The 19853-nt window shown below is 65.4% G+C and carries 21 protein-coding genes; 13 read left to right on the top strand and 8 right to left on the bottom strand.

The genetic code is table 11. From position 1 onward, the window contains the following. The 5 genes from AB7O82_RS27740 to AB7O82_RS27760 all read right to left on the bottom strand — a co-directional run. Positions 1–952, bottom strand: a 952-nt coding sequence (locus tag AB7O82_RS27740) for an amidohydrolase family protein (RefSeq protein ID WP_428620671.1), incomplete at its 3' end; no start/stop codon positions are given. Between the two features lie 42 nt (positions 953–994). Further along, the gene (locus AB7O82_RS27745) at positions 995–1366 is read right to left on the bottom strand and encodes a hypothetical protein (protein WP_428556455.1); all 372 of its coding nucleotides are present in this window, start codon (positions 1364–1366) and stop codon (positions 995–997) included. A gap of 79 nt (positions 1367–1445) precedes the next feature. After that, positions 1446–1904: a PAS domain S-box protein gene (locus AB7O82_RS27750; protein WP_428556453.1), complete on the bottom strand. Its 459-nt coding sequence runs from the start codon at positions 1902–1904 to the stop codon at positions 1446–1448. A gap of 196 nt (positions 1905–2100) precedes the next feature. Further along, positions 2101–3270: a CaiB/BaiF CoA transferase family protein gene (locus AB7O82_RS27755; RefSeq protein WP_428620673.1), complete on the bottom strand. Its 1170-nt coding sequence runs from the start codon at positions 3268–3270 to the stop codon at positions 2101–2103. 51 nt (positions 3271–3321) lie between these two features. Beyond that, complete coding sequence (locus AB7O82_RS27760) at positions 3322–4278, bottom strand: alpha/beta hydrolase (protein WP_428620675.1); 957 nt, start codon at positions 4276–4278, stop codon at positions 3322–3324. Positions 4279–4387: 109 nt separating this feature from the next. Here AB7O82_RS27760 and AB7O82_RS27765 point away from each other — a divergent pair, with 109 nt between their 5' ends. From AB7O82_RS27765 to AB7O82_RS27810, 10 genes are all read left to right on the top strand, one after another. Further along, the gene (locus AB7O82_RS27765) at positions 4388–5263 is read left to right on the top strand and encodes an IclR family transcriptional regulator (protein WP_428620676.1); all 876 of its coding nucleotides are present in this window, start codon (positions 4388–4390) and stop codon (positions 5261–5263) included. A 108-nt stretch (positions 5264–5371) separates the two neighbouring features. Then, a complete protein-coding gene (locus AB7O82_RS27770; RefSeq protein ID WP_428620678.1) occupies positions 5372–5794 on the top strand; it encodes an FAS1-like dehydratase domain-containing protein in 423 nt (140 codons plus the stop codon). Between the two features lie 11 nt (positions 5795–5805). Then, entirely contained in the window at positions 5806–6219 is a 414-nt protein-coding gene (locus tag AB7O82_RS27775; protein ID WP_428620679.1) for a hypothetical protein, read from the top strand. 47 nt (positions 6220–6266) lie between these two features. After that, positions 6267–7913, top strand: coding sequence for a flavin-containing monooxygenase (locus tag AB7O82_RS27780; protein ID WP_428620681.1), 1647 nt, complete (start codon positions 6267–6269; stop codon positions 7911–7913). Positions 7914–7956: 43 nt separating this feature from the next. Next, on the top strand, positions 7957–9123 hold the full coding sequence (locus AB7O82_RS27785; RefSeq protein ID WP_428620683.1) for a nitronate monooxygenase: 1167 nt from the start codon (positions 7957–7959) through the stop codon (positions 9121–9123). Positions 9124–9162: 39 nt separating this feature from the next. Continuing rightward, complete coding sequence (locus AB7O82_RS27790; protein ID WP_428620684.1) at positions 9163–10002, top strand: NUDIX hydrolase; 840 nt, start codon at positions 9163–9165, stop codon at positions 10000–10002. A gap of 147 nt (positions 10003–10149) precedes the next feature. Then, positions 10150–11355 carry an acyl-CoA dehydrogenase family protein gene (locus AB7O82_RS27795; RefSeq protein WP_428620685.1) on the top strand — a complete coding sequence of 402 codons (1206 nt, stop codon included), beginning with the start codon at positions 10150–10152 and terminating at the stop codon, positions 11353–11355. Positions 11356–11357: 2 nt separating this feature from the next. Beyond that, positions 11358–12455: an acyl-CoA dehydrogenase family protein gene (locus AB7O82_RS27800; protein ID WP_428620687.1), complete on the top strand. Its 1098-nt coding sequence runs from the start codon at positions 11358–11360 to the stop codon at positions 12453–12455. A 31-nt stretch (positions 12456–12486) separates the two neighbouring features. Then, on the top strand, positions 12487–13635 hold the full coding sequence (locus AB7O82_RS27805) for a thiolase C-terminal domain-containing protein (RefSeq protein WP_428620689.1): 1149 nt from the start codon (positions 12487–12489) through the stop codon (positions 13633–13635). Next, positions 13632–14060 carry a Zn-ribbon domain-containing OB-fold protein gene (locus AB7O82_RS27810; protein ID WP_428620690.1) on the top strand — a complete coding sequence of 143 codons (429 nt, stop codon included), beginning with the start codon at positions 13632–13634 and terminating at the stop codon, positions 14058–14060. Before AB7O82_RS27805 ends, AB7O82_RS27810 begins: the two co-directional genes overlap by 4 nt. A gap of 204 nt (positions 14061–14264) precedes the next feature. Here AB7O82_RS27810 and AB7O82_RS27815 read toward each other — a convergent pair whose 3' ends face one another. From AB7O82_RS27815 to AB7O82_RS27825, 3 genes are read right to left on the bottom strand one after another with little or no spacing between them, the layout of a single operon-like run. Beyond that, entirely contained in the window at positions 14265–15473 is a 1209-nt protein-coding gene (locus AB7O82_RS27815; protein WP_428620692.1) for a CaiB/BaiF CoA transferase family protein, read from the bottom strand. Continuing rightward, positions 15470–15790 (bottom strand): hypothetical protein, encoded by a 321-nt coding sequence (locus tag AB7O82_RS27820; RefSeq protein WP_428620694.1) that lies wholly within the window; start codon positions 15788–15790, stop codon positions 15470–15472. The genes AB7O82_RS27815 and AB7O82_RS27820 overlap by 4 nt, the downstream gene beginning before the upstream one ends. A gap of 5 nt (positions 15791–15795) precedes the next feature. Further along, positions 15796–16947, bottom strand: coding sequence for an acyl-CoA dehydrogenase family protein (locus AB7O82_RS27825; protein WP_428620695.1), 1152 nt, complete (start codon positions 16945–16947; stop codon positions 15796–15798). Between the two features lie 273 nt (positions 16948–17220). On the opposite strand from AB7O82_RS27825, the gene AB7O82_RS27830 reads away from it, so the two are divergent. The 3 genes from AB7O82_RS27830 to AB7O82_RS27840 all read left to right on the top strand — a co-directional run. Next, positions 17221–17595 carry a CoA transferase gene (locus AB7O82_RS27830; RefSeq protein WP_428620697.1) on the top strand — a complete coding sequence of 125 codons (375 nt, stop codon included), beginning with the start codon at positions 17221–17223 and terminating at the stop codon, positions 17593–17595. A gap of 387 nt (positions 17596–17982) precedes the next feature. Beyond that, positions 17983–19656: a flavin-containing monooxygenase gene (locus AB7O82_RS27835; protein WP_428620698.1), complete on the top strand. Its 1674-nt coding sequence runs from the start codon at positions 17983–17985 to the stop codon at positions 19654–19656. Next, positions 19653–19853: NAD(P)-binding protein (locus AB7O82_RS27840; RefSeq protein WP_428620700.1), on the top strand; the 201-nt coding region annotated here is incomplete at its 3' end. The genes AB7O82_RS27835 and AB7O82_RS27840, both read left to right, overlap by 4 nt.

Consider the following 19853-nt stretch of genomic DNA (forward strand, 5'->3'; position numbering starts at 1 on the left):
CGAAAGGCAGGCTTGTCTCGAAGGATAGCAGCACGCTGATGGCGCGGCTGTGCACCTGCGCGAACATCCGCCCGCCCGCTCGCGCGGTTTCGTCCAGCAACGCGAAGAACTGCCGCCAGTGGTCTGGCACCGCCCGCGAGCTGAACATCCCCCAGGTCACGGGCACCCCGGTCTCCACAGCGAGATCGCGGAGACGGTTGAGGTAGTCGCGGATCCGCTCAGGATCGCGGCCTGTATCCTCACTCGCTATTTCGAAGACGCCTGCTCCAAGCTCGCTCATCACGCCTACCAGCTCGCGAACCTCGCTCCACGCCGCGACCCGGCTCGCCACGGGACTGCCATCGGGCGTCGCGTGGTTTCGCGTACGCGACGTAGTGAAGCCGATCGCCCCCGCGTGTAACGCGTTCGACAGCTCACGCTTCATGGTCATGAGATCGTCGGCGGTCGCTGGTTCTGAGAACGCGCGCTCGCCCATGGCATAGGTGCGCAGTGCCGAATGTCCGACGTACCCCGCGTAGTTGATACCCTTGCGCCAGCCCTCCAGCGCATCGAGATACTGAGCGTACGTCTCCCATGTCCAATCGATCCCGGCTTCCATGGCCTCAGCGGGGATGTCTTCAGCGCGCTCGAGATTGCGCAGCACGAGATGCTTCTCGTCCGGGCGGCACGGCGCGAGCGTGAAGCCGCAATTGCCCATGATGGCCGTGGTCACACCATGCCAGCATGAGCAGGTGCCGAGCGGATCCCACGCGACTTGCGCATCCATATGGGTGTGTCCGTCAATGAAGCCCGGCGCCACCACGAGCCCGCGTGCATCTAGCTCCTGTCGCCCTCGCTCCTTGATACGCCCGATACGCGAGATCCGGCCGCTACGAATGCCGATGTCGGCGCGATAGGAAGGCAGTCCCGAGCCGTCCACGACCTCGCCTCCACGAATCACCAGCTCATACATGGCGAGTCCTCCTCGAAGCTTGCTGAATGCAGGTACCGGTCCCTATGGTCGCTCAAGGCCATAGAGCTCTGGCACGTTGTAGCGGCGTGCGAGGTCGCGCTCCGCCTTGGTCATGTACGCGGTTTGCCCTGCCAACAAACGACCTGTTCTCTCGGCCAGAAGGAGTGCGAGGAAGTTGTTCGCCCACATCAGTCGACAGACGTTGCAGAGGTCGTTCTTCTTGAACGCCAGCCAGCCATCCTGAAATGCGGCGTAGCAACGGTGGCGCTCCCAAGCGTGGCCCATACGGTACATGAAATGTGGCACCGTGCCCACATCGGCCTCGACACAAGCCAGCTTGAGTTTCGGATGACACTCGAACATGCTGCCGAAAACAAAGGTAACGATAATGTCCAGACAGTCCGGACGGGACACTCACTGCTAAGAAGAACTATCTTTGACCAATCGTTTGGTTGATCTCAATAAAGGCTAGAATTCGGTCCCCTTATTGGGATCACATGCCGCGTTCGTCCGCACATAGTCTCCTGAGTTCCTGAAACGTCGCGGTCGCGTCGCGCAGCACCGCAACGATACCCGCCACTACGCCGTACGGACCGGGCAGCGGGGCAACCGTGAAGTGAATGGAGATCGTCTGCCCAGATTTGGTCTGGGCCGGCACCGAGAGGGGTTCGTTTGACGGATGCCGGGATCGCCCGGTCTCCATCATGCGGCGGTAGGCGTCCCAGTGGCGCTGCCGGAGGCGTTCGGGAATGATGATCTCGAGAGACTGACCAACCGCCTCATCGCGCGAGAAGCCGAAGATGCGCTCCGCGCCGGCATTCCAGAACCGAATAAGCCCCTCACAGTCAGCACAAATCACAGCATCTGGGAGATCGTGAAACACAGCGTCGGTGAGACCTGTGAGATCGTCCTCAGCGAAGCCAGCGACCTTATTGGCATCCCTAAGTGTCATGACACGGCTCCCTCTGGCGTTTCCAGCAGGCAGGAGCAGTTCGCGACGGTGCGGGTGTCGAGTCATCGGCGGGCCAGGCCGCGCCAGGACCGGGCGACCTGCGAGAACTCGGCCAGCTCGGCAGGTCATCCGACGCGGTCGGCGACACGCCGATATCGCGATAGGTGGCGTAAGGCTGCATGGCAGCTCCGTTGGCTCAGGCGAGGACGTTGGCGGCGCGCAGGCGGCCGATCATGTCGGCATCGACGCCCCAGCGCGGCAGCACGTCGTCGGTGTCGGTGCCGGAACGGCGCGGCGGCCGCGGCACGGGCGAGGGCGTGCCCTGGAAGCGCGGCGCCGGGGCCGGCTGGGCGATGCCATCGATCACCTGCAGCGCGCCGCGCCCCACATTGTGCGGATGCGCCGCCGTCTCGGCGATCGACAGCACCGGGGCGAAACAGGCGTCGCTACCCTCGAAGACCTTGCACCATTCGGCGCGCGTGTGTTGCTTGAAGATCGCGGCGAGCTTCGGCTTTAGCGCGTGCCGCTGCGCCGCACCGTCCTGACCGATCAGGCTGTCGGGATCGAGGCCGAGCCGCTTGTAGAGCTCGCGGCGGAAGCGCGTCTCGATCGCGGCCACCGAGACGTACTCGCCGTCGGCGCACTGGTAGACGTCGTAGTAGGGCGCGCCGCCGTCGACGACGTTGGTGCCGCGCTCGAGCGACATCCGGCCGGAGGCATAGTTGCCGTAGAAGGCCGTCATCAGCGATAGGGCGCCATCGACCATGGCGACGTCGATGACCTGACCCTTGCCGGTCGTGTGGCGCGACTGCAGGGCGGCAAGCACGCCGACCACGAGATAGAGGGCGCCGCCGCCGAAGTCGCCCACTAGGTTGAGCGGCGGCGTCGGCGGCCCGCCGTCGCGGCCGATGGCGTGCAGCGCGCCCGAAAGCGCGATGTAGTTGAGGTCGTGCCCCGCTCGATCGGCGAGCGGGCCATTCTGACCCCAGCCCGTCATGCGCGCATAGACCAACCGCGGATTGCGCGCGTGGCAGAGTTCGGGCCCGAGGCCGAGGCGCTCCATGACGCCCGGCCTGAAGCCCTCGATCAGCACGTCGGCGCGCGCCGCGAGGTCGAGCGCGCAGGCCTGGGTATCCTTGCTCTTGAGGTCGAGCTTGGTGACCAGCCGGTTGCGGCGCAGCAGGTCGAAGCCCGGTGTCCGCGGGCTGCCGAGCTCGACCGCCTCGACGCGATCGATCGTCAGCACCTCGGCGCCCATGTCGGCCAGCATCATGGCGCCCATCGGCGCCGGCCCGATGCCGGCAAACTCCAGGACTTTCATGCCGGCGAGGGGACCGCCGCGGCCGGGTTGCTCTGCTGACGTCATGTGATCTCCTTCGCTCTTGCGGTCAGCGCAGGCCGAGCTCGCGGGCGACGATCAGCGGCACATCGGTCCGGAATGGTGCGGAGCGGCAAGAGCGCCGCGCAGCCATGCGCAGGTCTCCTTCATTGCAACGCCGGCTTTGTCGACGACGCCGACCCAGAACATGAATCCGTGGTTGACACCGTCGTACCGGCTCAGCGCCGTCCGGACGCCGCCCGCACGCAGCTTCTGCGCGTATAATTCGCCCTCGTCGCGTAGCGGGTCGTATTCGGCGGTGATGACGAGCGCCGGCGGCAAGCCGGCCAGATCACGGGCGCGGAGCGGCGAGGCATGCGGGTGCGCCCCCTGGGCAGGATCGCTCAGGTAGTGCTCCCAGAACCACTTCATCGTGTCGCGGCTGAGCCCATAGCCCTCGGCGTTCTCTTCGTATGAAGGCGTGCCGGGCGTGTGGTAGTCCGTCACCGGGTAGAGCAGCAGCTGGGCGCACAAGACCGGGCCGCCTTCGTCGCGCAGCCTGAGCGCGGCAACCGCGGCCATGTTGCCGCCGGCGCTGTCGCCCGCGACGGCGACGCGCGTTGGGTCGGCGCCGAGTTCGGAGGCGTGGGCGGCCGCCCAGCGGACAGCGTGCAGGCAATCCTCGATTCCGGCGGGAAACTTGTGCTCGGGCGCCAGTCGGTAATCGACCGACACGACGACACACGCCGCCCCGGCGCACAGATTGCGGCACATGCCGTCATGCGTGTCGAGGCTGCACAGCACGAAGCCGCTGCCGTGAAAGAACACGAGCAGCGGAAAGGGGCCGGTCCCGAGTGGCTTATAGATGCGCAGTCGCAACGGCGCGCCCGGTCCGTCGATCATCCGCTCGCACACGTCGGCGACCGCAGCCGGCGGCGCCATCAAAGCAATCCGGGCCTCGTACTGCGCGCGCGCCACGTCGACCGGCAGGGTGTGCGTAGCAGGCACACCGGTGCCTTTGTCGAGCAATGCCTGGATCTGCGGATCTAAGGGCATATCGTTCCTCGGTGTCTTCAATAGAAGACACACGATTTCTATTGCGCCGACAGAGCGCGTGCCTATCATGCCCGTCGGCATGCGTCAACGCGCTTGGTAGGTCAGAAGAATGGATCGGGAGCCGGCGAGCTCAACCAGAACGCTTCAAGCGAAAGACCTCGAAGGCGAGCCGACCGGTGCGAGGCGCCGGGGACCGGCGGCGGCCGGTAGGACCACGGGAACGCCCGGGAAGCCTGTCGGCGCGATCGTCGCGGCGGCGAGTGTCCTCCGGGCGCTACATGCTTCCGAGCGGCCCTTGAACGCCAGCGAGGTCGCCCGCGCCGCGGGCCTGCATCGCGGCACCGCCTACAACATCCTGCGCACGCTGCAAGCTGAGGGCTTTGTCGGCTATGACGAAGCGACGCGCAGCTACTCGATGAGCCTGCGCATTCTCGAATTCGCGTACGGGGTGTTGCAGAGCAGCGGGCTGATGGACTTGGCGCGCCCGCCGATGCACGCGCTTTCCGACGCACACGGCGTGTCGGTGTACCTGTCCAAGGTCCTGGGCCGCTCCTCGCTGCTTCTGTTGGACTGGGTCGGCACCGCGTTTCGCAACGATTTATACGTGATGGTCGGGCGCCAATATCCCGGCCCGGCTGGCGCATCGGGCGTGATCATGGCTGCATTCGGAAACAGCACCGAACCCGAGCTCGAGGCGCTCCTGGCGCAGGTCAGGTGGTACCGAAAGCCTTCCTTTCCCGAGTTCGTAGCGCGGGTGAAGGACGCGAAGCAATCTGGTTTCGCGGTGGATCGCGGAACCATGTTCCAAGGCATCACGCAGGTCTCGGTGCCTGTTCTGTCCCCCTCCTGGGAGCTGCTGCTGATCCTGACGGCCGCGGGGCATTCGTACGACCTCGGCGACGATGCTCTCGGGCCGCTCAGCCGCGCGATGCAATCTGCGGCGGGACGGCTTTCCGAAAGCGTCAGATTGTTGCGGCTTGGATAGAGAACGGTGCCATGGATGAACCAGAAATCTGTCGTACCAGAATTTCGGCGAGAGACGGATGGTAGGCGAGATCGGGATATGGGTCTGATACCGGACGACGCACGGGGTATGATCGGCGCGTCCGATCCGCCGATGCGGGTCGAGGTAAGCCGCCGCGAGATCATCAAGTATTCGATCGCCACGGAGCAGCGATTGAAGAAATTCCTCGACGGGGATGAGGCTCCGCCGATGTTTCTGTTCGGCGCGCTTCGTCCGCTCGTGCCCGTGAACGAACTGGGGCCGGACGGCATCGCCACGACCTCGCTCTTGCCTGACCTGCCGCTGAAGCGTGTCATGGCCGGTGGCACGAAGACTCGCTATTTCCGCCGGATAAAGCCCGGCGACGTCCTCGTGGCCGTTCGCACCCTCTCGGATATCTATGAAAAGCGGGGCTCGAAGGGCGACCTGATTTTCCTCGTCTATACAATTGACGTGCGAACCGAATCTGGAGAACGGGTGGCCGAAGAAGTGCAAACGCGCATTGTTCGCTGAGGAACCTTACCATGCGAAGTATCGAAGACATCCAAGTCGGCGATTGCCTGCCCGAGCGTCGTCATGCACCGACCAACGTATCCCTGTTTCTCTATAATGCCGCGATCTGGAACGCGCATCGCATCCACTATGATGCCGGCTATACCACCGAGGTGGAGAAGCATCCCGCGATCGTGGTGGACGGTCCGCTGCAAGGCGACTGGCTCACGCAAGCCGTTATCAACTGGCTGGGTGATGACGGCGACCTCATCGAGTTCGAGTATTCGAACCGGCGGGCAAGCTACCTCGGCGAAACGCTGATCTCCGGAGGAAGGATAGAGGCGGTCAGGCCTGCCGACCTCCAGGCGGAGATCTCGGTGTTCGTCAAGTCGGAGGCCGGCGAGATCATGACGCCCGGACGGGCCACGGTCATGTTCCGCCGCTAGGCCATTCGCACGTCAAACGCAACCTCGCGGACCCCGGAGCGCCATCAATGCAAACCCAGACATCTGAAACGTTGCGTCGCGCAGATCCGGCGCCCATACCGGAATGGGACGCAATCATTATCGGCGCCGGCATATCCGGCCTTTTTCAGCTGCATTGCCTGCGCGACCGCCTCGGCATGAATGTGCGGCTGTTTGAGATGGGCACCGGCGTCGGCGGGACATGGTACTGGAACCGCTATCCAGGGGCGCGTTTCGACAGCGAAAGCTACTCGTACGCATATTCCTTCAGCCAGGAACTGCTGGACGAATGGGATTGGAGCGAACACTTCGCGGGACAGCCGGAAACCGAGCGATATCTGAACCACGTCGCCGACAAGTTCGATCTCCGCCGCAGCATCAGCTTCGCGAGCAAAGTGACCGCGTGCCATTACCACGATGACTCCCGCTCCTGGGTTGTCCGGTTGGAGGGCGGTTCGTGGCACACATGCCGCTTCCTCGTAACGGCGGTCGGCCCGCTTTCCGCGCCGACCCTTCCGAAAGTCCCTGGACGGGAAAGCTTCGCCGGCGAGGCTTATCATACCGGTTTGTGGCCCAAACATCCGGTGACTTTCGAGGACAAGCGGGTCGCCGTGATCGGCACCGGAGCGAGTGGCGTTCAGGTCATAACGGAGATCGCCAAGACGGCGAAATCCCTCACGGTGTTTCAGCGCCGCCCGAACTGGTGCAAGCCGTTGCACAACCGGCCAATTTCCAAGAACGAAATGAAGCGGCTGCGCGCGTGGTATCCTGAGATGTTCCAGCTCTGCGAACAGACCTCGGCTGGATTCCTGCACACCCCGGATGGTCGCCGGACCTTCGATCTACCGCCCGATGAACGAGAGGCGTTCTGGGAAAAACAATACCGGACTCCCGGCTTCTCCATGTGGGTCGGTGGCTTCAAGGACATGATGACGGATCGTGCCGCCAACGACGAGGTATCGAAATTCGTCGCTCGCAAGATTCGCGAACGGGTGCATGATCCGAAGGTCGCCGATCTGCTGATCCCGAAGGATCACGGGTTCGGCACACGGCGGGTTCCCCAGGAATCCGGCTACTACGAGGTGTTCAACCAGCCGAATGTCGAACTCGTCAGCATTCTCGAGAATCCGATCCGGCGTATCACGCCGACTGGCCTGGAGCTCGCAGACCGCGACTTCGCCTTCGACCTGATCGTCTACGCCACCGGCTTCGACGCCATTACCGGAAGCTTCGAGCGCATCGACATCCGCGGCGCGAGCAAAGCAAAGCTCAAGGAGAAATGGCGGGCCGCGCTCGAAACATTCCTGGGAGTCCAGATCGCGGACTTCCCGAACATGTTCATGTGCATCGGTCCGCACACGGCTCTCGGCAATATACCGCGATCGGCCGAGTACAACGTCCTCTGGATCACTAACCTGATCCAGTACATGCGCCAACATGGCTACACGTATGTCGTACCGCGGCCCGAGGCGGTCGAGGACTGGACCAGCTTCGTGCTCAAGGCGGGGGAAGGCCTGCTTTCGAACGACGTCGATAGTTGGATGACCGGGATCAACCAGAACGTCGAAGGCAAGCAGACGCGGATCATTGCACGCTACAGCGGAAGCGCGCCCGCGTTTCGCGCGAGGGCCAACGCCGTGGCAACGGAAGGATACCGGCAACTGGAGATGTGCTGAGACGGACGGCGGCCAACTACACGAAATAGACGGGGGTGAGGACATGATGAACTCGAGACTCTGCAGGAAACTTGGGATCGAGTTCCCACTTTTTGCCTTCTCGCATTGTCGGGATGTCGTCGCCGAGGTGACGAATGCTGGGGGGTTCGGCGTCCTCGGAGCGGTCGGCCTGAATCCGGAGAAGCTGGCTGTCGAGCTGAACTGGATCAACGAGCGTGTCAACGGAAAGCCGTTCGGCATCGACCTGCTGATTCCCCAGAACATGGTAGGCAAGGACTCGGACTCGGACGACGCGGAGCTTCAGGGGAGTGTCCCGGAGGAGCATCGCAAATTCGTTGCGAACCTGCTTGAACGGCACGGCATCGATAGTTCCGACGTCTGGACAGGCAAGTACGACGATCGTGACTCGTCCTTCATGCGCGAGAGCGGCGCCGCCAAGATGCTGGAAATCGCGTTCCAGTATCCGATCAAGATGTTCGTCAATGCGCTCGGCGTGCCCCCCGCGTCCATCATTTCGGAGGCGCATTCGCGGGGTATCGTCGTCGGCGCCTTGACCGGATCCAGGCGCCACGCCGTCAAGCATGCGCAGGCGGGCGTCGATGTCCTGGTCGCCGCGGGCGGGGAAGCGGGCGGCCATTGCGGCGAGATCTCGACGATGGTGCTGGTCCCCGAAGTGATCGAGGCGGTGCAGGACTACGACAACATCGACGTGCTGGCGGCGGGCGGGATCGCCACCGGCCGCCAAATGGCCGCATGCATGGCGATGGGTGCAGCCGGCGTTTGGTGCGGGTCGGTGTGGCTCACGACGACGGAGGCAGAAACGACGCCCGCCGTCAAAGAGAAGATGCTGAAAGCGTTCTCCGCCAACACGGTGCGTTCCCGCAGCAGGACCGGCAAGCCGACCCGGCAGTTGCAGTCCGCCTGGTCGGACGCATGGGGCGCCAAGGGGGCGCCCGATCCCCTGCCGATGCCTTTGCAAGGCATTCTTACGCGCCCGGCGATGGCCAAGGTGGACAAGCTCGCAGAGGCGGGTCACGAAGGCGCCAAGCAGATCGCTGCCTACTTTGTCGGGCAGTGCGTCGGCCTGATGAACACGGAACAATCCGTCAGGTCGGTCGTGTATGACTTCATGAAGGACTACGCCGAGGCGGTTGAAAGACTATCCGCCACCCTCGCCGATCAGGTCCCGGCCGTGGCTCACCATGGCTGACCTGTTCAGACCCAATCCTTCTGACGCCGAGGTGTGCTCGTGACCGAACCTGTGACGCCGCGCACCGCCGCGACGCTGATGCTTGCGCGTGACGGCGCAGATGGACTGGAAGTTTTCATGGTGGTTCGCCATCACGAGATTGAGTTCGCGTCAGGAGCCCTGGTGTTCCCCGGCGGCTCCGCGAGCGCTGGCGACGCCGATCCCCGATGGCGCCGCTTGGCGGACGGTGCTGACCAAATCAGCGACGAGATGCTGAACGTGATGGCGGCCGCGGCGCGGGAAGCCTTTGAGGAATGCGGCGTGCTGTTCGCCCGAACGGCCACTCGTGGGCCGCTGCTGGACGGCGCCCGGGCGGAGGCGTTGGGAGCGACCTACCGGCAGGCAATCGAGGCGGGCAGTCTAAGCTTCGCCGATATGATCGAGCGGGAAGGTCTGGTTGCGGCCTTCGACCGGCTCGTGCATTTCGCCCATTGGATAACGCCGCTGCACATGCCCAAGCGGTTCGATACCCACTTCTTCCTCGCCGAGGCACCGCTCGATCACCTACTGCGGCACGACGGTAGAGAATCGGTCGACTCCGTCTGGGTGACACCACGTCAAGCGTGCGAGGACGCCGATGCCGGCCGCCACACGGTTCTGTTTCCAACGCGGTTGAACCTGGAAAAGGTCGGACAACACCGAACCGTGGCTGAAGCACTCGGCGCCGCTCGGGCATCCCGGATCGTCACCGTCCGGCCGGAAGCCAGTACGGCGGAGGGTGGGCGGCTCCTCCGTATTCCCATCGAAGCGGGGTATGGCGCCGGAGAGTTTCTCGTGTCGAGCGGCTCCGGCAAGAATGCGCGGATACACAAGCTCGATGCTGGCACGCGAAGCTCGTAGCGCCCGAAAACGCCCTGGCGGGCCTGCGCGTGCTCGGGGCTCAGGTCCGGGCAGGGTGGGGTTCCGGAACCAGATTCCTCGCGACAGAGCGCGGAAGAGTATTCGTTCAAGGCGGGCCACCCAGAGGATCGCACAGCGAGGACGTCCATGGATCTGACACTGACCGAAAAGCATCGGGCACTACGCGATGAAGTGAATGCCTTCATCGCCCGGCACCGCGACCGCACGCCCCGGCCTGGCGGCGGGCGCAAGCGGCCCGACAGGAAGGTTCTGGAGTGGCAGGCGCTGCTGCTCGAGTGCGGTTACTTTGCTCGAAACATACCACGTGAGTATGGCGGCTTCGGCGCCCCTCATGATGTCATCGAGATGGCGATCATCGCCGACGCGTTCAGCCGGAGCGGCGTTTCGCCGGGCATCCACAACCAGGGCATCAGCATGCTGGTGCCGACACTGCTGGAGGTCGGCACGGAAGAGCAAAAGCGGTGTTGGATCGGCCCTACCATTCGGGGCGAGGTGATCTGGTGCCAGGGCTACTCGGAGCCCGGGTCCGGTTCGGATCTCGCCGCCGCGCACACGCGCGCGGCGGTGGACGACGGATTCTTCGTCATCAACGGCCAGAAAATCTGGACAAGCTCGGCCCACTATGCCGACATGATGTTCCTGCTCTGTCGGACAGAGCCTGACAAGCCGAAGCACGCCGGTCTGTCCTACCTTCTGGTTCCGATGAACACGCCGGGGATCGAGGTTCGTCCGCTGCGCACCATGACAGGACGGGCGGAGTTCAACGAGACCTTCTTCACCGACGTTCGCGTGCCCGTGGACCAGATCGTGATGGGGCGCGGCGATGGTTGGCAGGTTGCCAACATCACCTTGAAATACGAACGGCTGCTTCTCGGTGATGCCAACAAGCTGCAGCACCGTCTCGAAGCCATTCGCCGGATGATGCAGGAGCCGCGGCCGGACGGCTCCCGCCTTCTGGATTGCGCGGAATGGCGCGACAGGTTGCTGCGGCTGCAAGGCGAGGTGATGGCGGCCCGCTACCACAATCTGCGTCTGTTGACCGATCAGGCGGAGGGAGTCGATTCAGGCCTTGGACGCCTGATCGTGAAGTACTACGGCACGATGCTCGCGCACCGCCTGGCCTCCCTGGCGGTCGACGTGCTGGGTTCCGCCGGGCTCGCCTACGAGCCTCAGGGCGAGGCGGCGGAGGACGATCCGGCCACCACTTGGCACATCGACTACATGTACGACATCGGATTGATCATCGGTGGCGGCTCCTCGAACATCCAGAAGAACATCATCGGAGAGCGTGGGCTTGGCTTGCCGCGCGAACCGAAAGCGGGGGGAGCCTGAGCATGCGTTTCGGACTGACCGAAGATCAGAAGCTCTTCGACCATTCTCTCAGGGGCTTCCTGTCAGCGCGGCTGCCCCTCGACGTCCTGCGCCGGCTGGCCGAACCTGGCAACGGATTCGATGCGGATCTGTGGAAAGGGCTCGGCGAGCTTGGCCTGCAGGCGATGCTGGTGCCAGAGGAATATGGCGGTGCCGGGCTCGGCCTTCTCGACGCGGCGCTGGTTGGCGAGGCGTTGGGTTTCCACGCCGCTCCGACGCCCTTCGCGGCCTCCCAGGTGATGGCAGTCCGGGCGTTCCAGGCCGCCGCTGATGATATGCAGCGACGGACCTGGACTCCCCGGATCGCCGCTGGCGAGATGCGGATTGGCGTTGGCCTCGGCGGAATGTCGGGGCAAACCGGTCGAGCTGCGCTCAGGCTTCAGGGCAGACGGCTTTCCGGCGCGGTGGATGGGCTGTTGGATGGCGGCGGCGCCACACACTTCCTCGTCTACCTGGCGGATGGCCGCGCCGCGCTGCTCGACGCTGACGCAACGGGCATCACGGCCACCGTGCGTCGCAGCGTCGATCGCACACGGCCGCTTGTGGACCTCGACCTTGCGGAGACGCCGGCCGTCGAGGTGCTGGAGGCGTCCAATGCTCCGCTCCAGGTGGCGGCGCGCGTCCGCGACGCGGGCCGGGTGATGCTGGCGGCCGACATGCTGGGGGCGGCGCAGGCCATGCTCGACCGCGCCGTCGCCTATGCCAAGGAGCGCGTACAGTTCGGCCGGGTCATCGGCAGCTTTCAGGGAGTGAAATACATGTGCGCGGACATGGCGACCATGCTCGAACCGTGCCGCGCCATGGTCTGGTACGCGGCCTATGCGCAGGATGCGATCCCGGAGGAGGCCGCGATTGCGGCCAACCATGCCAAGGCGCATCTGGCCGAGGTCACGCGCGAGGTCGCCCGGCTGGCCACCGAGGTTCACGGCGGCATGGGCTTCACCGACCTGCTCGGCCTGCATTTCCAGTTCAAGCGCATCACCTTCGACCGGCAGGTGCTGGGCACTCCCGAGCGGTGCCGGCACGACGCGGCCGTGGCGCAGGGCTGGATCGGAGCCTGAGCGCGACAGAGGAACAGGAGGGGAAGATCTCATGTCAATGCGGGAGAAAGCAGCGATCACCGGGATAGGCGAGACCGTCTATTCCCGCGAGTCGGGTCGCAGCGTCGTATCGTTGCAGCTCGAAGCGTCGCTCCGGGCGATCGAGGACGCGGGGCTCCGTCCCTCCGACATTGACGGAGTGATCCCTTACGGGAGTGCTGTCGTTGCCGAGGAGTTCGTCACCAATTTCGGCATCGGCGATCTCCGCTTCTCCGCCACCACGCCGCTTGGCGGCGCAAGCTGTGTCGCCGCGGTCCAGTGTGCCACGGCCGCCATTGCAGCCGGGATCTGCAATCATGTGCTGATCCCGGTGGGTCGGAATGGCGCCTCCCAGGGTCGCATCGGTGCCCGGGTGCAGCAGATGCCGCAGTTCCGGCTGGTCGGGGAGTTCGAGATGCCGCTCGGCGCTATCGCGCCGGCGCAGCTCTATGCGCCGATGGCGCGGCGGCACATGGAGCTCTACGGCACGACCAGCCGCCAGCTCGGCGAGATCGCCGTGTCGACGCGCGCCAACGCCATCCTCAATGGCAACGCGATCATGACGAAACCAATTTCCATCGAAGATCACCAAGCCTCGCGCATGATCTCCGATCCGCTCCGGCTGCTGGATTGCAGCTTGGAGAGCGACGGTGCCTGCGCCATTGTCGTCAGCGGCATCGAGCGCGCCCGCGGTCTGCGCAGGACACCGGTCGTGGTGATGGGCATCGCCGAAGGGCATCCCGACTCGCCGAGCGTGATCACTCAGCGTCCGGATATGACGCGCCTCGGCCTCGCCAAGGCGGCGCCGCGTGCTTTCGACATGGCTGGAGTGACCCACGACGACATCGACGTCGCTGAGATCTACGATTGCTTCACCTACATCGTGCTCTGCCAATTGGAGGATCTCGGATTCTGCAAGAAGGGGGAAGGCGGTCCCTTCGTCGAAAGCGGCGCCATACGCCTCGGCGGAAAGCTCCCGGTGAACACGCATGGTGGTCTGCTCTCACAGGCGCATATGATCGGGATGAACCACATCACGGAGCTGGTGCGCCAGCTTCGCGGCGAGGCCGGGAAGGCACAAGTGGCCGGAGCCGAGGTCGGTCTCGTCACCGGCTATGGCGACATGGGCGACGGTTCCGTCGCCATCATGCGGAGGGGATGATGCGCGCGACCGAGACATACAACAAGCTTGTACCCGAGCCCACGCCGCACAGCGCCCCGTACTGGGAAGGGCTGAACGCGCGCAAGCTGCTGCTGCAGAAGTGCCGCAGCTGCGGCAGGATCCGGCACTACCCGCAGCCGATGTGTCCTGGCTGCCATTCCATGGAGGTGGAGTGGATCGAAGCGTCCGGTCGCGGCGCAGTGCATAGCTGGACGATCACACACCACCCTTTCCATGCCGGCTTTCGCGATGATTTGCCCTACACCCTCGCCACCGTGGACCTGGCGGAAGGCATGCGCATGAACGCGCAGCTGCGTCTGGCTCGGCCCGAGGATCTGCGCATCGGCCTGCCTGTACGCGTGGCGTTCGAGACGGTGAAGGAAGGCTTGACGCTGCCCTACCTGGTCCCCGATAAGGCCGGCTGACGCCCGCCGACCGAGCTGCTCGCGTCGGTGCGGTTTTCCACCACCGCCGCCGGCTGGCCGAACTGGGCCCCAAGCTTCTCGGCGAAGCGGCGCCCGACATGTCGGTCGAGCCATGGCTCCCGTCGGCGAGAGTCCCATGCCCATCGGGCCGCTTCGATACATGTGACTTCCGTCTCTGTCCGGCCTGCCGGGGGCGGCCGCGTGTCATTGGCTGCCGGTGGTTTCCCGTCCGATGAGATCGCAGATCTCTGCCTCCGACAGCCCCGCCTCACGCAGCACCTTCTCCGTGTGCTCGCCGAGGCGCGGCGGCAGCAGGCGCACCGCGCCGGGCGATTCGGAGAAATCCACGGGCACTGCCGTCACCAGCATCCGGCCTTCTGAAGGGTGCTCGACCCGCCGGAAAAAGCCGGTCTCGGCGAGGTAGTCGTCCTCCAGCAGGTCGGCGAGGCTATGAACCGGCCCGTTTGGCACGTCGGCGGCATCGAGACGCGCCTGCCACTCGGCGGTACTGCGGGTGCGCATCACCTCCTCGACGATAGCATAGAGGGCGCCGATGTTGACCGCGCGCTGCGCGAGGCGGGCGAAACGCGGATCCTCCGCGAGGTCCGGCCGCCCGAGCGCGGCCAGCAGCCGTTGCCACTGGTCGTCGGAATTGGCCATCAGGCACAAATGCCCGTCGCTGGTCGGGAAGGGCCGCCGATAGGGTGTGAACATGCGCCCGTAGCCGAGGCCGAGGGAGGGGTCGTCCAGCACCCCGCCCCAGAGATGCTCGGCGAGGTTGAAGGAGATCATGGTCTCGAGCATCGGCACATGCACCTCCTGCCCGCGGCCGGTGCGCTCGCGCCGGTAGAGTGCCATGGCGACGGCGGAGGCGAGGACATGGCCGCAGAACTTGTCAGCAATGGCGCTCGGCACGTAGCGAGGCTCGCCACCGTCGCGCATGGCGTTCAGCGCGGCGAGGCCGCTCATACCCTGGATCACGTCGTCGAAGGCCGGGCGGTCTCGATGCCGCCCATCCTTACGGAAGCCGGTGGCGCTGGCGTGGATGAGCCGCGGGTTGCGCGGCGCCAGCGCGGCATAGGAGAGGCCGAGCCGCTCGGCGGCGCCGACCCGCATGTTGTGCACGAGCACGTCGGCGCCGTCTATAAGCCGCAGCAGCGCGCGACGCGCCTGTTCCCGCTTCAGGTCGAGCACGACGCTGCGCTTGTTGCGGTTGATGTTGAGGAACATCACCGCCATGTCGCTCCCGCGCGTCGGGCCGACCTGGCGCATGGTGTCGCCCTGCGGCGGCTCTACCTTCACCACCTCAGCGCCCATGTCGCCGAGGATCTGCGTCGCCACCGGGCCGAGCACGGCGCTCGTCAGGTCGATCACCCTGACGCCGGCCAGCGGCCCGCCGCCCGCCTCGCTCACGCCTCAGGCCCCGCCGGCGCCACGACACTTGACCGTGCGCAACGGCGTGTAGGTGAAAACCACGGTGCCGTACTGCCTGACGACGCGGTTGCGCGTGCGCACGAGGCCGCGCCGGGGTGACTCTGCGACAGCCGCGCCTCGATCACCTCGAGCTTGACATGGATGGTGTCGCTGGCGAAGAGCGGGTGCTCGATCTTCAGGTCCAAGCCGAGGAAGGCGAAGCCAGTGTGCGGCAGGGTGGCCTGCATCGGCAATCCCTCGGCGAAGGTGTAACCGAGCGCGCCGGGGGCGACCCGCTGGCCCGCGTCCTTCGCCATGCCCGTCACTCCGCCTTGCCGATGAGATTGCGCGCCACGATATTGCGCTGAATCTGGTTGGTTCCTTCGATGATCTGCACCACCTTCGCATCTCGAAAATAGCGGTTGATCGGGAACTCGTTCGAGATGCCGGAAGCACCGAATATCTGCACCGCGTCGGTCGCTACCTTCATCGCCACGTCACTGGCGAAGCACTTAGCCGAGGCGGCGAGGCTCGCCATCTCGGGACCCGTCTTGCCGGCATCCACCGCTGCCGCCGCCGCGTAGGTGAGCTGCCGCGCCGCCTCGATCTGGATCGCCATGTCGGCGATCATCCAGCGGATGCCCTGGTAGTTGGATACAGTCTCGCCGAAGGCGCGGCGGCCGCGGGCGAACTCGATCGCGTGGTCCATCGCGCCCTGCGCCAGCCCGACCGCGCGGGCGGCGACGATGGGACGGGACTTGTTCAGCGCCTCCATCACCGAGCGGAAGCCGCCCGCGCCGCCGCCGAGCAGGTTCTCCTTCGGCAGCCGCACGTCGTCGAAGAACAGCGCCGAGGAAGGGACGCCGCGGGCGCCCATCTTCTCCTCCTTGCGGCCGACGCGGAAGCCCGGGCGGTCACGCTCGACGATGAAGAAATTGACCTCACCTGGGCCATCGTCGCGCTCGAGCCGCGCGCCGACCAGAACGAAGTCCGACACCGCGGCGTTGGTGCACCAGATCTTGCCGCCGTTCAGCACGAAGCCGTCGCCGTCGGATCGCGCGCGGGTGCGGATTCCGGCAACGTCGGAGCCGGATTGCGGCTCGGTCAGCGAGAAGGCGGCGCGCAGTGCGCCAGAGGCGAGGCGGGGGAGCAACCGCGCCTTCTGCTCAGGCGTCCCGCCGGCGAGGATGGTGCCAAGCGGCACCCACTGCACAACCAGCAGATAGCCAGTATTGTAGCACACCCGGCCCAGCTCCTCGACCGCGAGGCAGCCCGCGAGCGTGCTGCCCAAGCCACCATATTCGGGTGGGAAGGGCAGGGTGAACAGGCCGAGCTCGCGCAGCAGGTCGAACATGTCCTGCGGGTATTCGCCGCTGGCGTCGATGGCGGCGGCGCGCGGCGCCACGCGTTCGCGCGCGACGCGACGCACCAGGTCTCGGACCTGCAGTTGCTCCTCGGTCAGGGTAAAGGACACGCCCGTTTCCTCCTCCTCGTGACTGGCCGCTGCGGGGTATGCCGTATCTCGCATCTTGTTCGGCATGCTGAACGCGACGTGCGGCCGCTGTCAAAGGCCCCGACTTCACGGCAAGAAGCCCGCTCGGTGGATTCCTGCTGAACGTCGCCTCGAAACTCGCCGATCGGCGGTGGGCGGGGGGAGCTCTGCCAAGCACAGGAGGAAATCATCGGTCCACTGGCTAGTTTGAAGGTGATTGAACTTGCGGGCATCGGCCCGCGGCCTATGGCGGCTATGCTGCTGGCCGACACGGGCGCCACCGTGCTGCGTATCGACTGGCCGGCCGCTCAGTACAACCTCACCCTGTGCGGGCGGCGGACCCTCGCGCTTGACCTTAAGCAACCGCCCGCACGCGGACTCGCGCTGCCGCCCGTGGCCGAGGCCGATGCGCTCACCGAAGCTTTCCGTCCTGGTGTCGCTGAGCGGTTCGGCCTCGGGCCTGCGGACTGCCTCGCGCGCAATCCGCGACTTGCCTACGGGCGCATGACGGGTTGGGGGCAGGAGGGGGCGTTCGCGCCGGCCGGGCACGATCTCAACTACATCGCGCTGACCGGCGCGCTGCACCATTTTGGATGCAAGGCCCACCGCCTTTGCCGCCGTCTAACCTGATCGGCGACTACGGCGGCTGCGCTCCCGATTACGACTGCTACGAATGCATCGACGGGCGCTATGTCTCGGTGGTGCCGATCGATCGAGGGAGGCTTCTTGGAGGAACTGCTGCGCCGCCTCGGGATTGGCGCCGCGTGTCGCACCTTCAATGGAGCTGGGGCGGGTGACGCGGCCGGCCGATCCGGAACGTATCGTGGCGCCCCTGCAACATAGCGCTGTCCTGCCATGCGTCAGCTGAGTAGCGCCACCTCGCTGCGGGCGCTAGTATAAATTCTAATGAATGATCGTTCATACGGTACAAGGTCCCGCGAACGCAGTGATGCGCGGGATGTAACCCTCGGAGGATCCGGTATGCCCGACGCGTCAACCCTTCCTGATGGGCGTACCTTGACCCGACTAGACGTCGCCATCGTCGGGGGCGGACTGGCCGGGCTGTACGCCATCCACCGCCTGCGCGGCATGGGCCTGCGCGTGCGCGCTTTCGAGGCCGGCTCCGACATTGGCGGCACCTGGTTCTGGAACCGCTATCCCGGCGCGCGCTGCGACGTCGAAAGCCTCGAGTACTCCTACTCCTTCTCTGACGACCTGCAGCAGGCGTGGAAATGGCCGGAACGCTACGGCACCCAGCCAGAAATCCTGCGCTACATCAATCACGTCGCCGATCGCTTCGATCTGCGCCGTGATGTGCAGCTGAACACCCGCGTGACGTCGGCGCTGTTCGACAGCGAAGCCAACGAGTGGACATTGACGACGGATAGCGCTGATATCGTGCGGGCGCATTTCTGCATCATGGCCGCCGGCAACCTCTCGACGCCGCGCGTGCCCGAATTCAGGGGCCTACGCGACTTCCGGGGCAAGTGGTACCACTCCGGGCTCTGGCCGCAGGAGGGCGTCGATTTCGGCGGCCAGCGAGTCGGCGTCATCGGCACCGGCTCGTCGGGCATCCAGATGATCCCGATCATCGCCCGGCAAGCGGATCACCTGCACGTCTTCCAGCGCACGGCGAACTTCAGCCTGCCGGCGCGCAACGCGCCGATGGATCCGGAGCGCGAGCGCCGGCACAAGGCCGAGTATCCGGGCCGCCGCCGCGCCGCCTATGACACGCCGTTCGCCATCGCCGGCTATCCGAAGCCGACCAAGTCGGCGCTGCAAGCGACACCCGAGGAGCGCCGCGCCGCCTACGAAGCCAAGTGGCAGGAAGGCGGTAGCATCAGTTTCCTCTACACCTACAACGACCTGCTGGTGAACAAGGAAGCCAACGACACCGCGTCGGAGTTCGTGCGCGAGAAGATCCGCAGCATCGTCAAGGACCCCAGGGCGGCTGAACTGCTGTCGCCGAAGGACCATCCGATCGGAACCAAGCGGCTGTGCCTCGATACCGGTTACTACGAGACCTACAATCGCGACAACGTCACGCTCGTCGACGTGCGTAGCGATCCGATCCTGGAGATCACACCGAACGGCCTGCGTACCGCCGGCGGCGTGGCGTACGAACTGGACGCCATCGTCTTCGCCACCGGCTTCGATGCCATGACGGGCGCGCTGCGCGAGATCGACATCCGCACCACCGGCGGCGCCACGCTGGCGGACAGATGGGCCGGTGGCCCATTGACCTATCTCGGGCTGATGGTTGCCGGTTTGCCCAATATGTTCATCGTCACCGGCCCGGGCAGCCCTGGCGTGAAGACGCAGATGATCGCCGCGATCGAGCAGCACACCGACTGGATCGCCGGCTGCCTCGATCACATGCGCCGACATGGCCTCGATCGCATCGAACCGACGGTCGAGGCCGAAGCCGCCTGGGTGCAGCACGTCAATGCCGTGGCCGACGGTACGCTCTATCCGCGCGCCAACTCCTGGTATCTCGGTGCCAACATCCCGGGCAAGCCGCGGGTGTTCATGCCCTATGTCGGCGGCTTCGACGCCTACAAGCGGCGCTGCGACGCCGTCGCCGCGGGCGGGTACGAAGGCTTCAGGTTGACCCGGCAAAGGGTGCCGGTGCGTGAAGCCGAAGCAGCGGCACCGGCTTTGTCAATGCGGCGGCACAGGAGCGGAGAATGAGGGACAGGAACGAACCGGACTATGAGGTCATCGTCATCGGTGGCGGCGTGGCCGGGATCTATCAGATCAAGCGGCTGGCCGACCTTGGGGTGCGCGCCATGGTGCTCGAGGCCGCGCCCGATCTCGGCGGGACATGGTACTGGAACCGGTATCCCGGTGCCCGGTTCGACTCGGAGAGCTATACCTACGGCTACTCG

Source organism: Reyranella sp., assembly GCF_050185545.1.
GTDB lineage: Bacteria > Pseudomonadota > Alphaproteobacteria > Reyranellales > Reyranellaceae > Reyranella.

Coding starts and splice junctions, on each gene's coding strand:
- AB7O82_RS27820 (WP_428620694.1), bottom strand. CDS start 15,790: ATGGCGAAGGACGCGGGCCAGCGGGTCGCCCCCGGCGCGCTCGGTTAC.
- AB7O82_RS27780 (WP_428620681.1), top strand. CDS start 6,267: ATGCAAACCCAGACATCTGAAACGTTGCGTCGCGCAGATCCGGCGCCC.
- AB7O82_RS27765 (WP_428620676.1), top strand. CDS start 4,388: ATGGATCGGGAGCCGGCGAGCTCAACCAGAACGCTTCAAGCGAAAGAC.
- AB7O82_RS27775 (WP_428620679.1), top strand. CDS start 5,806: ATGCGAAGTATCGAAGACATCCAAGTCGGCGATTGCCTGCCCGAGCGT.
- AB7O82_RS27785 (WP_428620683.1), top strand. CDS start 7,957: ATGATGAACTCGAGACTCTGCAGGAAACTTGGGATCGAGTTCCCACTT.
- AB7O82_RS27830 (WP_428620697.1), top strand. CDS start 17,221: ATGCTGCTGGCCGACACGGGCGCCACCGTGCTGCGTATCGACTGGCCG.
- AB7O82_RS27805 (WP_428620689.1), top strand. CDS start 12,487: ATGTCAATGCGGGAGAAAGCAGCGATCACCGGGATAGGCGAGACCGTC.
- AB7O82_RS27755 (WP_428620673.1), bottom strand. CDS start 3,270: ATGACGTCAGCAGAGCAACCCGGCCGCGGCGGTCCCCTCGCCGGCATG.
- AB7O82_RS27810 (WP_428620690.1), top strand. CDS start 13,632: ATGATGCGCGCGACCGAGACATACAACAAGCTTGTACCCGAGCCCACG.
- AB7O82_RS27795 (WP_428620685.1), top strand. CDS start 10,150: ATGGATCTGACACTGACCGAAAAGCATCGGGCACTACGCGATGAAGTG.
- AB7O82_RS27770 (WP_428620678.1), top strand. CDS start 5,372: ATGATCGGCGCGTCCGATCCGCCGATGCGGGTCGAGGTAAGCCGCCGC.
- AB7O82_RS27750 (WP_428556453.1), bottom strand. CDS start 1,904: ATGACACTTAGGGATGCCAATAAGGTCGCTGGCTTCGCTGAGGACGAT.
- AB7O82_RS27760 (WP_428620675.1), bottom strand. CDS start 4,278: ATGCCCTTAGATCCGCAGATCCAGGCATTGCTCGACAAAGGCACCGGT.
- AB7O82_RS27800 (WP_428620687.1), top strand. CDS start 11,358: ATGCGTTTCGGACTGACCGAAGATCAGAAGCTCTTCGACCATTCTCTC.